15 protein-coding genes are annotated in these 13,171 nt (G+C 68.2%); 4 read left to right on the top strand and 11 right to left on the bottom strand.

What is annotated here, in order from left to right; translation table 11 throughout:
- Position 1 precedes the first annotated feature (1 nt).
- From DDE23_RS01510 to DDE23_RS01485, 6 genes are all read right to left on the bottom strand, one after another.
- Positions 2 to 1,201 carry a cytochrome P450 gene (locus DDE23_RS01510; protein WP_107749613.1) on the bottom strand — a complete coding sequence of 400 codons (1,200 nt, stop codon included), beginning with the start codon at positions 1,199 to 1,201 and terminating at the stop codon, positions 2 to 4.
- Between the two features lie 12 nt (positions 1,202 to 1,213).
- Entirely contained in the window at positions 1,214 to 1,966 is a 753-nt protein-coding gene (locus tag DDE23_RS01505; protein WP_238149871.1) for an SDR family NAD(P)-dependent oxidoreductase, read from the bottom strand.
- A gap of 5 nt (positions 1,967 to 1,971) precedes the next feature.
- Positions 1,972 to 2,652, bottom strand: a complete 681-nt coding sequence (locus tag DDE23_RS01500; protein ID WP_157957948.1) for a ThuA domain-containing protein — start codon at positions 2,650 to 2,652, stop codon at positions 1,972 to 1,974.
- 4 nt (positions 2,653 to 2,656) lie between these two features.
- Positions 2,657 to 3,403, bottom strand: coding sequence for an SDR family NAD(P)-dependent oxidoreductase (locus DDE23_RS01495; RefSeq protein WP_107749610.1), 747 nt, complete (start codon positions 3,401 to 3,403; stop codon positions 2,657 to 2,659).
- Positions 3,400 to 4,575, bottom strand: coding sequence for a cytochrome P450 (locus DDE23_RS01490; protein ID WP_202863196.1), 1,176 nt, complete (start codon positions 4,573 to 4,575; stop codon positions 3,400 to 3,402). Before DDE23_RS01490 ends, DDE23_RS01495 begins: the two co-directional genes overlap by 4 nt.
- Positions 4,576 to 4,805: 230 nt before the next feature.
- The gene (locus tag DDE23_RS01485; protein ID WP_107749609.1) at positions 4,806 to 5,348 is read right to left on the bottom strand and encodes a VOC family protein; all 543 of its coding nucleotides are present in this window, start codon (positions 5,346 to 5,348) and stop codon (positions 4,806 to 4,808) included.
- Between the two features lie 116 nt (positions 5,349 to 5,464).
- Here DDE23_RS01485 and DDE23_RS01480 point away from each other — a divergent pair, with 116 nt between their 5' ends.
- The gene (locus tag DDE23_RS01480) at positions 5,465 to 6,244 is read left to right on the top strand and encodes an SDR family oxidoreductase (protein ID WP_107749608.1); all 780 of its coding nucleotides are present in this window, start codon (positions 5,465 to 5,467) and stop codon (positions 6,242 to 6,244) included.
- 11 nt (positions 6,245 to 6,255) lie between these two features.
- Entirely contained in the window at positions 6,256 to 6,570 is a 315-nt protein-coding gene (locus DDE23_RS01475) for an NIPSNAP family protein (protein ID WP_107749607.1), read from the top strand.
- A gap of 3 nt (positions 6,571 to 6,573) precedes the next feature.
- Here DDE23_RS01475 and DDE23_RS01470 read toward each other — a convergent pair whose 3' ends face one another.
- Positions 6,574 to 7,935, bottom strand: coding sequence for a metal-dependent hydrolase family protein (locus DDE23_RS01470; RefSeq protein WP_107749606.1), 1,362 nt, complete (start codon positions 7,933 to 7,935; stop codon positions 6,574 to 6,576).
- 12 nt (positions 7,936 to 7,947) lie between these two features.
- Positions 7,948 to 8,946, bottom strand: coding sequence for an amidohydrolase family protein (locus DDE23_RS01465; protein ID WP_107749605.1), 999 nt, complete (start codon positions 8,944 to 8,946; stop codon positions 7,948 to 7,950).
- 115 nt (positions 8,947 to 9,061) lie between these two features.
- On the opposite strand from DDE23_RS01465, the gene DDE23_RS01460 reads away from it, so the two are divergent.
- Positions 9,062 to 9,571: a MarR family winged helix-turn-helix transcriptional regulator gene (locus DDE23_RS01460; RefSeq protein ID WP_157957947.1), complete on the top strand. Its 510-nt coding sequence runs from the start codon at positions 9,062 to 9,064 to the stop codon at positions 9,569 to 9,571.
- Between the two features lie 124 nt (positions 9,572 to 9,695).
- Here DDE23_RS01460 and pcaF read toward each other — a convergent pair whose 3' ends face one another.
- Genes pcaF through DDE23_RS01445 form a run of 3 tightly spaced genes read right to left on the bottom strand, consistent with a single transcriptional unit; the run spans position 9,696 to position 12,296 of the window.
- Positions 9,696 to 10,898, bottom strand: coding sequence for a 3-oxoadipyl-CoA thiolase (pcaF, locus tag DDE23_RS01455; RefSeq protein ID WP_107749603.1), 1,203 nt, complete (start codon positions 10,896 to 10,898; stop codon positions 9,696 to 9,698).
- A 1-nt stretch (position 10,899) separates the two neighbouring features.
- Positions 10,900 to 11,565, bottom strand: coding sequence for a 3-oxoacid CoA-transferase subunit B (locus DDE23_RS01450; RefSeq protein ID WP_107749602.1), 666 nt, complete (start codon positions 11,563 to 11,565; stop codon positions 10,900 to 10,902).
- Positions 11,562 to 12,296 (bottom strand): 3-oxoacid CoA-transferase subunit A, encoded by a 735-nt coding sequence (locus tag DDE23_RS01445; protein ID WP_107749601.1) that lies wholly within the window; start codon positions 12,294 to 12,296, stop codon positions 11,562 to 11,564. Before DDE23_RS01445 ends, DDE23_RS01450 begins: the two co-directional genes overlap by 4 nt.
- Before the next feature lie 110 nt (positions 12,297 to 12,406).
- On the opposite strand from DDE23_RS01445, the gene DDE23_RS01440 reads away from it, so the two are divergent.
- Positions 12,407 to 13,168, top strand: a complete 762-nt coding sequence (locus DDE23_RS01440; RefSeq protein ID WP_107749600.1) for an IclR family transcriptional regulator — start codon at positions 12,407 to 12,409, stop codon at positions 13,166 to 13,168.
- Positions 13,169 to 13,171 lie beyond the last annotated feature (3 nt).

Genomic DNA, 13,171 nt, shown 5'->3' with positions numbered 1-13,171 from the left:
CTCAGCCCTTTCCCGGCAACAGGAACGGGAAGCTTTCGAAATGCTTGCGCTCGGTGGAATCGTCGATCCTGGGCGGGTTCGCCGGGTCGAAGGCGATCCCGTTTTCCAAAAGCGCGCGGATCACCTCGTGCAGCGTGCCGTATTCGGTCTCATCCTCGCCCTCGGCGCCCGGGCGGATCGGCATCCCGGCGGCAAGGATCCGGCCGACGCAGGAATGCATCCCCGCGCCGAAGGTCATGCCATAGAGCTGCACCCGGCCGGTCAGGTCGCGGTAGGGATTGAAGGTCGCGGCATCCGGGCCGAAGATCTCGGGATCGCGGTTGGCGCGGGCCATGTTGACGTCGACGATCTCGCCGGTCTCGACCTCGGTGCCATCGGGCAGATGCATCGGGCAGAGCGCCTTGCGCCGGGCGACCGGACTGGCCGGGTGCAGCCGCAGGCTTTCCCAGATGAATTTCTGCAAGAGCGCGGGGTCGGCCAGCAATTCCGCCCGCGTCTCGGGCCTGGCCTCGCACCAGGTCAGGATCTCCCAGACCGTGTTCTGCAGGGCATTGGCCTGGGTGAAGGCGCCCGCCAGGATGAAGAAGGCGGTGTCGCGGACCAGCTGGTCCTCCTCGATCCGACCGTCATAGGCGCGCAGCATGTAAAGCAGCATGTCGCGCGGCAGCTCGACCGAGGGGTCCTTGGCATGGGCGGCCAGCAGGGCGCGACGGCGGGCGGCGGAATGGGCGTAGAACTCGTCCTTGAAGATCGCCAGCGCCTCGCGGATCTCGGCCCGCGCCGCCTCGACACTGCCAGACAGCATCTGGCCGATGGTCGGCGCCTTGCCCAGCTTGCCGATGATCATCAGGATCCGGTCGGTCTGCACCTCGGTCCGGTCGCGGTCGAGCCCGGCGGCATCGGCCACGAGGTTGGCCAGCACGCGATAGGCAAAGCGGCTCAGATCGCCCCGCCCCTCGGCCAGCGCGGGGGCCAGGGTTTCCTCCAGCGCCTCGGGGAAGACGTGGTTCTGATAGTTGCGGAAGAATTCGCGGGTGAAGAGGCTTTGCACCACCCGGCGCTTTTCCTTGTGCTCCTCGCCATGCAGGCTGACCACCGTGGTCGGCAGGAACAGCGGGTCGCCGTCATAGAGCGCCTGTTTCAGGTCCGGCAGGCGCAGCGTGGGTTCGACCTGCGGATAGGCGGTGATCTGATGCGTCATCTCGTGCCTCCGTTACAGATTGGAAATGCCCAGCGAGAGCCCGCCGTCCACCACCAGCGAGGTGCCGGTGACCCATTCAGCGCAGGCCATATAGGCGATGCCCTCGGCCAGTTCCTCTTCGGTGCCGATGCGGCCCAGCGCGTGCGAGCTTTCCAGCGCCTTCATGCGGACGCGCTGCTGGTCTTCGGTCACCAGCCCGGCGCGGATGTTGAGTTCGGTCGAGACCGCGCCGGGAATGACGCAATTGACCCGCACGCCCTGCGGGCCCAGTTCGGCGGCCAGCACCTTGGCCAGAACCTCGACCGCGCCCTTGGTCGCGGCATAGGGCGAGGCCCCGGGATAGGCGCGCCGCGTATGGACCGAGCCGAGGAAGACGACCGAGCCCTTGCGCGCCGACAGATGCGGCAGAGCGAGGCCGGTCAGGATCATGCCCGAGACGACATTGCTGTCGAAAACCTCGGTCAGGGCTTCGCGGGTCATCTCGGCGATCGGGCCGCGCAGCATGTTGCCGGCGTTGTTGATCAACGCGTCGAGCCCGCCGCCATGGGCGACCGCGGCCTCGATGATCCGGGCGCAATCGGCGTCCCGGGTGATATCGGCCACCACATAGGCGCAGGCCGGGCCGATGCTGTCCGCCACCGCCTTCAGCTTCTCCTCGCGTCGGCCGCAGATGGTGACGCGGGCGCCGTGGCGGGCGAAATGGCGGGCCGTGCCCTCGCCAATGCCCGAGCCGCCGCCGGTAATCAGAACGGACATCTCGCTCATCGGTGTCATGCTCTGGTCTCTCCCGTCATGCCAGCCGCCCAGCGCGCGGCGCGGGCAATGAAAGCGGCCTGCCCCGGCTCCGTCAGCGAGGCGAGGTCATGGCCCGTGGTCAGCGTCACCGCCCGGCCCTTGGCCCAGGCCAGCGGGAAGTCGCCCGCCGGGCTGTGGCCTTCGGCCAGAACCGTCACCCCGGGGTCGAGGCGCAGGGCGCGGTAATGTTCGTCGGTCACGGTGAAGGGCGCGAGCCCCTCGGTCACCGGATGGCCCGGCACCGGCGTCGCGGTCACCGGCTCCAGATCCGGGGCGTGGAAACTCTGCCCCCAGACCCAGCCGCCGCCCAGCAGGTCCAGCCAGCCGGGCCAGTCGTCAAAGCAGATGCAGCCGGTGTGCAGCGCCAGAAGCCCGGCGCCCCGGGCGACATGGCCCTCGAGCGCGGCGATCAGATCGGGCTGCGCCTGATAGGCCCAATCGGCGCGGAAGGGCTCATATTTCTCGTGCCCCAGCATCCGCCAGCGCAGCGCCTGCACCGCCACCAGATCGGCCGGTTCCGCCAGCGCGGCGGCCAGCGCGTCGGGATGGGTGACGATCTCGCAGCGGAAGCCCTGCGCCGACAGGATGCCCGCCAGCGCCGAGCCGAGCCGGTCGAAATCGTGGTAAATGCCACCGCTGAGGATCAGGGCCCGCATGCGTTCATTCCCTCGGCAGCGCGCGCAGCAGGCTGTGGGTGACGGCGCCATCCACGACCAGCTGATGGCCGCTGACATAGCGCGCCTTGTCGCTGGCGAGATACCAGACCGCCTCGGCGATATCCTCGACCCGGCCGAGCCCGCCGAAGGGCACCGCCCCGCCGCGCACGGCGCGGATCTTGGGGTCGGCGTAGAAGGGCGCCGACATGCCGCCGTCGATGAAGCCCGGCGCCACGCAATTGACCCGGATGCCGAGCGGGCCCCATTCCACCGCCATGTGTTCGGTCAGCTTGGCAATCGCCGCCTTGGCCGCCGGATAGGCGCCCGAGCCCGGCCCGGGCGTCACCGCGTTGATCGAGGTCAGGTTGACGATGGCGCCGCCCCTGCCCGCGTCGCGCATCGCCCGCGCGGCGATGCCGGCGCAGGTGAAAGTGCCCATGACATGCACGTCCAGCACCTTGCGGAATTGCGCGGGCGTCTGGTCGATCAGCGCGCCGAGCGACAGGATGCCGGCGTTGTTGACCAGTACATCGGGCGCGCCGAAGCGGTCGAAGGCGGCCTGAACCGCGGCCTCGTCGGTCACGTCGGCGACGAGCGCCACGCCATCGGGCAGCGCCTTGGCCGCAGCCTCGGTCGCGGCGGGGTCGAGGTCGAGGACGCCGACCCGGAACCCCTCGGCCGCGAATTTCTGGGCGATCCCGTTGCCGAGGCCCGCGGCCCCGCCGGTGATGATGACGGATTTCTGGCTCATTGCGCGGGCTCGGTCTTGAGAAGGACGGGATAGGACGAGAAATTCTGCCGCAGCGTGCGGGTGTCCTGCACCGCCGGGTTGTCGGGATCGGGGCGGACGTCGCGGGCCAGAAGCGTGCGGACCAGCTGCGTGACGATGCCGTATTGATGCGTGGCGGGGTCGGTATCCGGCCCGGCGGTCAGCCCCCCGTCCAGATCGCGGCCGAGGCACATATGCATGCCGAAGCCGAAGGTCAGGCCCCAGCGCGGCACGCCCTCGGGCGGGGCGCGGTCGGGGTCGAAAACATCCGCCGTCTCGCCGAAAATGTCGCGCTGCCGGTTGGCGGCGGCGAAGTTCAGCTCGACCCGCCCTTCGGCGGACATCGGGCAGGACGCCTCGGGCCTGCGCCAGGCGACGGGGCTGGCCGGGTGCAGGCGGAAACTCTCGTGCACGCAACGCTGGACATAGAGCGGGTCTTCACGCAGCGCCGCGCGGGCCTCGACACTCGGCCAGCGCAGGAAGATCTCGTGCAGGGCGTGGACCGTGGAATTGGCGGTGGAATGCGAGCCCGCCTGCAGGAAGAAGGCCATCTCGCGCAGGATCACCGCGTCCGAGAGCCCGTGCTTTTCCCGGTCGCGCAACAAGAGCGTCAGCACGTCGCGCGGGAGGTCTGCATCGCCCCGGTCCAGCGCCGCCTGACGCCGGGCGATCGACGGGGCGAGGAAGGTCTCGCGCAGTTCCTCCAGCCCGGCGCGGACCTCGGCGCGGACCTCGTCCTTGTCGCGGGTCGAATGCACCAGCGTCGCGCCTTCGGAGAAGATCTTGACCAGCTTCAGCAGGCGCTCGGTCTCGGCCGCCGATTTCTCGGGCCGGTCGATTCCGGCGAAATCGGCGGTCAGGTTCATCGTCACCCGGTAGCCGAAATCCACCAGATCCATGCGCCCGCCCGCGGCCAAGGGGCCGATGACCTGCGCCAAGGCGGGCGGAAAGACCTGCTGTTCGTAATAGGCGAAGTAATCCTTGCGCAGGATCGAGAACTCCAGAACCCGCCGCGCGTGATGCTCGCGCCCGTGCAGCGTCAGCAGCACGTCGTCCATCACCACCCCGCCCTCGTCATAGAGCGCCTGCCGCATCGAGCGATCCGTCAGCACACGGGTGATTTCCTTGTAATCGGTGATGACTTGCTCGGTCACGTCGCGCTGTCTCCCTCGCCGCCGGGGCGGTGATCCTGATCCGGTTCGCAGGGGAAGGACGCACGGCGACCCGTCGCCCCGGACGCCGAGGCGCCGGGCGGGGGTGACCGGACCGCTCCTCCCCAAGCGGTTGTCGGGTCGAGTGTTCACCAGCCCCGAGATATGGTCAATTTCAATATTCTTAGGTGTATCTTCTGAAAAACAGATACCTCACCAAACCGAACGCGGGGTCAGACCTGCGCCTTGGGCCAGCCCTCGCGGATCGGATCGGTGCCGTCCCATCCCGCCGCCGCCGCCGCGATCTGCTCGAAGATCGAGCGCCGCTCGGGGCCCTTGCGGGTGATCTCGAACACCACATCGGGATCGTCGGGGTGTTCGAGATAGGCGAAGGGACCATAGGCCGAGCGCCCCTCCTGGATCATCACCCAGCCCTTGTCCCGGGCGCGGTCGACGGCGCCGTCGAAATCCTCCTCCCAGGACGAGACATGCTGCAGGGGGCTGCGCCCGGGGAAGCGTGCCAGCCATTCGGTGTAGATGCTGGGTTCCCGACTGACCTGCTGGATCAGCTCGATCTGATGGGTGCCGCTGTTGGCCAGCGCCGCATGCATCTCCATGCGGATCTCCCGCCCGCGATAGCGGCAGACCGGCAGCACCGCGTTGCGGGCCACGAACCACGGGCCGATCCCCGCCTTGTCGGACAGGAAGCGCAGATGCGCGTCGATGTCCTTGACCACATAGCCCGCCTGCCGGATGTCGCCGAAAATCCTGCTCATGGATGCCCCTCCCTGCTTCCGTCGACATGATGTATTGATTTCGATTAATTCGAAAGCAATAATTTTGTCGAGAGCGGGCGGCCGGCGTTTCGGACGCCGCGACAGGGGGGAAAGCGATGGATCTGGGATTGACCGGCCGCCGGGCGATTGTCTGCGGCTCGACCAAGGGGCTGGGGCGGGCCTGCGCCGAGGAGCTGCTGCGCGCGGGCGCCGTGGTCGTGGTGAACGGCCGCAGCGCGGAGGGGACCGAGGCCGCGGCGAAGGCCCTGCGCCAGCAGACGGGGGGCGAGGCGATCCCGCTCGCCGCCGACCTCAACAGTGACGAGGGGCGCGCGGCCCTGCTGGCCGCCTGCCCCGAGCCCGACATTCTGGTCAACAACAACGGCGGGCCGCCGTTCCGCGATTTCCGGTCGCTGGACCGGGCGGCGCTGGAACAGGGCGTGGCGATGAACATGCTGGCGCCGATCCAGCTGATTCAATCGGTGATCGACGGCATGGCGGCGCGCGGCTTCGGGCGGATCGTCAACATCACCTCGGTCACGGTGAAGATGCCGGTGGCGGGGCTCGACCTGTCCTCGGGCGCGCGGGCGGGGCTGACCGCCTTTCTGGCCGGCATCGCCCGGACGGTGGCGCATCAGGGCGTGACCATCAACCAGATCCTGCCCGGCTATTTCGCCACCGAACGCCTGCGCGAGGGGTTCCGGGCCAGCGCCTCCTCGACCGGCAAGGACATGGCGGCCGTGGAACAGGCCTGGAAGGATCAGGTCCCCGCCGCCCGGCTGGGCGATCCCGCCGAATTCGGCAAGGCCTGCGCCTTCCTGTGCAGCGCGCATGCGGGCTACATCACCGGACAGAACCTGCTGCTCGACGGCGGGCTCTTCCGCGGCACGTTCTGAGGGAGGCTCGGATGATCGTCGAACAACGCACCTATCGCTTCAAGCCGGGCGCTGTCCCCGCCTTCATGGCGCTTTACGAGGCCAAGGGGCTGGCCCTGCAAAAGCGGGTGCTGGGCAATCTGCTGGGCTATTTCGTCACCGAACTGGGACCACTCAATGAGACCGTCCACCTCTGGGGCTACGACAGTCTGGACGAGCGCAGCCGCAGACGGGCGGCGCTGATGGCGGAACCGGAATGGCGGGCGTTTCTGGCCGAGATCCTGCCGCTTCTGGAAAGCCAGGAGAGCAAGATCCTGCTGCCGACGGGCTTTTCGCCCCTCGGCTGAGGCTCAGTGCAATTCCTCGACATGCAGGGGCTCGGGCCCGCCTTTGGGCCCGAACGCCACCTCCCGCGTCAGCCGCTTGCCCCCCATCGAGGCCAGCCGCCAGCCCGGAATGGGTTTGCGCTTTGGCGGCGGGGTCAGGTCCTTCTCCACCCCGTCGATCATCACGCGGGTGATGTTGTCGGGGTCGCCCAGCAGGGTCAGGTCTTCCTCGACCTTGCCGGTGACGCAGATCACATCCGCCCGGTAGCCCGGCGCGATCACCCCCGTCTCGCCCAGCATCTTGATGCCGAAGGCGCTTTTCTGGGTGGCGCATTGGATCGCCTCCAGCGGGCTCATGCCGAAATATTTCACGAAGACTTCCATCTCCCGGTAATGCCAGTCGCCATAGGGGACCAGCGCGAACCCGGCCTCGGACCCGGTGAGGATCGGCACCCCCGCCTTGTGCGCCAGGGTGATCGTCTCGATGGAATCGGTGATCTCGCGCTCGAAAAGCTTGATAAGTTCGGCCGAGGTGCCCAGCGCCGGGCCGAAGTCGACCATGTTCGCCTGGAAGGTCAGCGCGGGGGCGATGGGCAGCTTGCGGTCGATGATCTCGCGCAGCGCCGCCTCGTCCATGCCGGTGCCGTGGAAGATGAAGTCGAACCCGGCGACGGCGGCGCGGCGCGTGGCCTCGGCACCGCGGCAATGGCCCATGACCGGGGTCATCAGCTCATGCGCCGTGTCGCAGATCAGCTTCAGTTCATCCAGCGTCCAGACGCACATCTCGCCCCGGTGCGACTGACGCGGGATGATGCCGGTGACATGGACCTTGATCCAGTCGGCGCCGTGCTTGATCTGGCGGCGGACCTCACGCACGATCTCGTCGCGGGAATTGACCGGCATGTAATAGCCCGTGACGCCCTCGTCGGCGATCAGCCGTCCGGCGGTGCCGCCCACCCCGGTAATCAGCGCGTAGGAACCGCAGGACATGCGCGGTCCCTCGACGATCCCGGCCTCGATGGCGTCGCGCAGGTCGATCATGTTCTCGAAGGTCGAATCGGGGTCCAGCATCCCCGTGACGCCCGCGCGCAGCAGCTTGCGGGCATTGTAGCTGGCGACCAGCGCCGACAGCGCGTTGCGCCGCTGGTGGAAGATCTCGGCGTTCGAGGCCGCGTCGTCGAAGGCCAGATGGCAATGGGTGTCGATGAGGCCGGGCATGACCGTCTGGCCGCTGGCGTCGATGCGCCGCGCGTCGGGCGCGGCTTGCGCATCGGCCTCGGCCCCGACGGCGATGATCTTGGTCCCCTCGATCAGGACCGAACCCATGAAGGCGGGTTTGCCGGTCCCGTCGATCACGCGCCCGTTGGTGATGATGCTCTGCGTCATGTCAGCCTCCTGTCAGCGGATGCGCAGCAGCCTGCGCGCGTTGTCGGCGAGTTTGGGGGCGGGGCGGTGGGCGCCCAGATCCTCGGGCGCGTCCCAGCCGGCGAAATTGGTGCCGAAGACCAGCCGGTCGTCGCCCACCATCGCGGTCAGGAGGTCGAGCGAGGCGTCCTTGTTCAGGTGATTGTCGAACCAGAGCCGCGCCACGCGCTCTTCGAAGGCCCCGTCATGGCGCAGCTCGGGCGGCGACCAGGGCCGCTTGCGCATCGCCTGCGCCATGCGGCCGGCCAGAAAGGCAGTCGCCCCGCCGCCATGGCTGAGGCAGAGGTCCAGCGCCGGATGCCGGTCCAGCACCCCGCCGAAGATCAGCCGGGCCACCGCCAGCGTCTCCTGCGCGGCGAAGCCGATCACCACGTCGAGGTCATAGCCCCTGAGGTTGGCGTCGCCCTTCGGCCCGTCGATCCCGGCCGGGCCGGGATGGATGAAGAGCGGCACGTCCAGCGCGACCGAGGCCTCGTAGAGCCGGTCCATCGCGGGCGCGTCCAGGGGTTGCGGCATGTCGGTGCCGATATAGCCGCCGAGCAGCCCCAGATCGCCGACCGCGCGGTGCAATTCCTCGACCGCGGCGCCGATGTCCTGCATCGGCAGCGCGGCGAAGCCCGCCAGCCGGTCGCCATGCGGCGCGATCAGCGCGGCCAGCGCGTCGTTATGGGTGCGGCAGAAGCCGCGGGCGGCCTCAGGCTCGATGAAATGCAGATAGGTCAGCGGGTTGGGCGAGAGGACCTGAAAGTCGATCCCGGCCGCATCCATCCGCACCAGCCGCACCTGCGGGTCCATGAAGGGGCTACCCTGATAGCGCACCCCGTCCAGCCGGTAGTCGCCGACCCGGAACCAGGGTTTCGGCCCGTCCTGCCCGCCCATTTCGGGCCCCAGATCGCCGGCCGCACCGAAACTCTCGGCCAGCACGACATGCGCATGCACGTCGATGACGCGCGCTTCGCCCGCTCCTGCCACCGGCTCCCCCCTTGGACAGAAATCATTTCGATTTCAATATAATCGAATTCGATACATACTGTCAAACTTGGAAAGCAGGGAATTTCATGGCAAGGGCGGATCAGGGACCGGGCAGATGAACGATCGAGGAGACGAGACCATGGCGCATGCCGATCTTCCCCGGCTGGAAAACCGCGTGACCTTCCTGACGCACCGGATCAATGCCCGGCTGCAACAGGTCAGCCTGCCGGTGATCTCGCCGCATGGCATGGACCTCTATAGCTCGCGCATCCTGTTCGCGCTGGACCAGAACGGACCGATGAAAGTGGGCCAGCTGGTCGAGCTGATGGCACTGCCGCAATCGACGATCTCGCATCAGCTGAAGCGGATGGAAAAGAGCGGGCTGATCCGGCGCACGCGCTCGGATCAGGACAACCGCTCGGTCGAGGTGTCGCAGACCGAGGCCGGGATCGAGGTGACGCGGATCTGCACGGCGCTGAGCGATGCGGTCACCGAACGGCTGAACGCGGCCTTCGCCCCGGACGAGATGCAGGCGTTGATCGAGGGGCTCAACCGGGTGTTCGAGGCGCTGGGCGACCTGCCCTCGCTGGAAGCGCGCTGCGAGGAACTGATCGCCGAGGGGTGAGACTTTTCCGACTTTCTGCTGCCCCATAGGGCGGTCCAAGCGGATCAGCCTTGCAGAAAACCGATATTCCCCGGGCTTTGCCGCGGAACGAAGGGGCGCCCGGAGAACCGGGCGCCGCCAGATGTCAGACTTTTTCAAGGGCGATGGCGATGCCCTGCCCCACGCCGATGCACATGGTGCTGAGCGAGCGCTTGCCGCCGTTGAGCTGCATCTCCAGCGCCGCCGTCCCGGCGATGCGGGCGCCCGACATGCCCAGCGGATGGCCCAGCGCGATGGCCCCGCCATTGGGGTTCACCCGGGGGTCGTCATCGGCGATGCCGAGCTGGCGCAGGGTGGCGAGGCCCTGCGAGGCAAACGCCTCGTTCAGCTCGATCACGTCGAAATCGGCCTGACCCAGCCCCAGCCGCGCCATCAGCTTCTGCGAGGCGGGCGCGGGCCCGATGCCCATGATCCGCGGCGGCACGCCCGCCGTGGCCCCGCCCAGCACGCGGGCAATCGGGGTCAGCCCGTATTTCTTCACCGCCGCTTCCGAGGCGACGATCAGCGCCGCCGCCCCGTCGTTCACGCCCGAGGCATTGCCCGCCGTGACGGTGCCGTCGGCCTTCACGAAGGTCTTGAGCTTCTGCAGATCCTCCAGCGTGGTCGAGCCGCGCGGGTGTTCGTCACTGTCCACGACGACGACGCCCTTGCGGGTCTTCACCTCGACCGCGACGATCTCTTTCGCGAGCCGCCCGTTGGCCTGCGCCGCCCCCGCCTTCTGCTGCGAGCGCAGCGCGAAGAGGTCCTGATCGGCGCGGTTCACGGCGAAATCCTCGGCCACGTTCTCGGCCGTCTCGGGCATGGAATCGACGCCGTATTGCTTTTTCATCAGGGGGTTGATGAAGCGCCAGCCGATGGTCGTGTCATGCACCTCGTTGGCGCGCGAAAAGGCGCTTTCGGCCTTGGGCATGACGAAGGGGGCGCGCGACATGCTTTCGACGCCGCCCGCGATCATCAGCTCCGCCTCGCCCGCCTTGATGGCGCGGGCGGCGGCCAGCACCGCGTCCATGCCCGAGCCGCAAAGCCGGTTCATCGTCGTGCCGGGCACATCGACCGGCAGGCCGGCCAGCAGCACCGCCATGCGGGCGACGTTGCGGTTGTCCTCGCCCGCCTGGTTGGCGCAGCCGTAGATCACGTCATCGACCGCGGCCCAGTCGACACCGGGGTTCCGCGCCATCAGTGCCTTCAGCGGCACGGCGGCCAGATCGTCGGCGCGCACCGTGGCGAGGCTGCCGCCGAAGCGGCCGATGGGCGTGCGGATATAGTCGCAGATATAGGCGTCGGTCATCTCAGAGCTCCGGTGCGATCAGGTCGGCCACGGGGCCGTCCGTGTGAAGGGGCGCCCCGGTCATCGCCTGTAGTTCGTCAAAGGACAAGCCCGGAACCTTTTCGCGCAGCACGAAATGGCCGCCTTCAATGTCGACCACGGCCAGGCTGGAATAGACCCGGGTCACGCAGCCGACCCCGGTCAGGGGCAGCGAGCAGCGGCTCAGAAGCTTCGGTTTCCCGTCTTTCGTCACGTGATCCATCATCACGGCGACGCGCTTGGCGCCATGCACCAGATCCATCGCCCCGCCCACGGCCGGAACGCCCTTGGGCCCGGTCGACCAATTGGCCAGATCGCCGTTCTCGGCCACCTCATAGGCGCCCAGAATCGCCACATCCAGATGCCCGCCCCGCACCATGGCGAAGCTGTCGGCGTGGTGGAAAAAGGCGGTGCCGGGCTTCAGCGTCACCGCCTTCTTGCCGGCGTTGATCAGATCCCAATCCTCGGCGCCGGGCTCCGGCGCCTCGCCAAAGCCGAGGATGCCGTTTTCGGTATGGAAGATCGCCTGCCGCCCGGGGGGCTGGAAGCGGGCCACCATCTCGGGCTGGCCGATGCCGAGGTTGACATAGGCGCCGTCCTCGATGTCCTGCGCCGCGCGCCAGGCCATTTGCGTGGGGGTCAGTCTCATGCCGGAACCTCCGGGTGATGGGCGTTGGCGCGGTTGAGGGCTTCTTCCTGCGCGGGATCGGGCACTTCGACGACGCCCTGAACGAAGATGCCCGGGGTGATGACCGCCTCGGGGTCGATGGCCCCGGGCTGCACCAGTTCCGAGACCTGGACGATGGCCCTGGCTGCCGCCATGCACATCAGCGGGCCGAAATTGCGCGCCGCCATGCGGTAGGTCAGGTTGCCCAGAGTGTCGCCGCGATGGGCCTTGACCAGCGCGTAATCGGCCTTCAGCCAGCGTTCCTGCACGTAGAAACGGCCGTCGAATTCCTCGACCGGCTTGCCCTCGGCCAGCAGGGTCCCGTAGCTGGTCGGCGTGTAGAAGGCCGGGATCCCGGCGCCCCCGGCGCGGATCCGTTCGGCCAGCGTGCCCTGCGGCACCAGTTCCAGCGCCACGCTGCCCGCCTTGTAGGCCTCGGTGAAGACCACCGGGTCCGAGGAGCGCGGGAAGGAGCAGATCAGCTTCGCCACCAGCCCCTGTTCGATCAGCGCAGCGAGGCCGACATGGCCGTTGCCCGCATTGTTGTTGATGACGGTCAGGTTCTTGGGATGGCCGGTCGCCAGAAAACGGTCGATCAGCGCGTGGATCAGTTCGATCGGCGCGCCCGAGCCGCCGAACCCGCCGATCATCACGCTCATGCCATCCTCGATCCCCGCCACGGCGGTGGCGAGGTCGGGCAGGGTCTTGTCCATCGGAACCTCCTGAATGTTGCGCCCTTGGGATAGCGAGGTCGGGGGCCTTCCGTCCATCCGATTTGTGCGTTATCCTAACTTTGTTCGACAATCGCACAAATGGAATGGACATGGCAGCGGAGCGGGACCTGATGGGCGGGCTGGCGAAGGGGCTCAGGGTGATCGAGACCTTCACCGCCGAGCGTCCGCGCCAGTCGATCAGCGAGGTCTCGGCCGCCTGCGACATGGACCGGGCGACGGTGCGGCGCTGCCTGCTGACGCTGGCGCATGAGGGCTACGCCGATTACGACGGCAAGTTCTTCACCCTGACGCCCCGGGTGCTCAGGCTGGGGACGGCCTGCCTGGCGACGATGCCGCTGCCGCAGATCGTGCAGCCGATGCTGGACGCGCTGTCCGAGGCGATCGGCGAAAGCTCCTCGGTGTCGATTCTGGACGGGGACGAGATCGTCTATGTCGCCCGCGCCGCCCAGCGCCGGGTGATGTCGATTGCGCTGATGCCGGGGTCGCGCCTGCCCGCCTTCTGCACCAGCATGGGCCGCGTGCTGCTGGCCGCCCTGCCGGAGGCGGAGGTCCGCGTGCTGCTGGAAGCCGCGCCCCTGCCCGCCCGGACACCGAAGACGCTGACCGATCCCGGGGCGATTCTGGCCGAACTGGCCCGGGTCCGGGCGCAGGGATACGCGGTGATCGACGAGGAGGTGGAACTGGGCCTGCGCTCGCTCGCCGTGCCCCTGGTCAGCGCCCGGGGTCGGACTGTCGCGGCGCTGAACGTGGGACTCGCGGCCTCGCGCATGGAGGCAGGGGCGCTGGCGGGGCATTTCCTGCCCGCCTTGCAGGAGTTGCAGGCACGGCTGCGGGGGCTGCTGCCCGGCTGAGGC

It is taken from the genome of Pararhodobacter aggregans (assembly GCF_003075525.1).
Lineage (GTDB): Bacteria > Pseudomonadota > Alphaproteobacteria > Rhodobacterales > Rhodobacteraceae > Pararhodobacter > Pararhodobacter aggregans.
The sequence above is the reverse complement of the archived record's forward strand: the minus strand, read 5'-3'. Positions and strand labels throughout refer to the sequence as shown.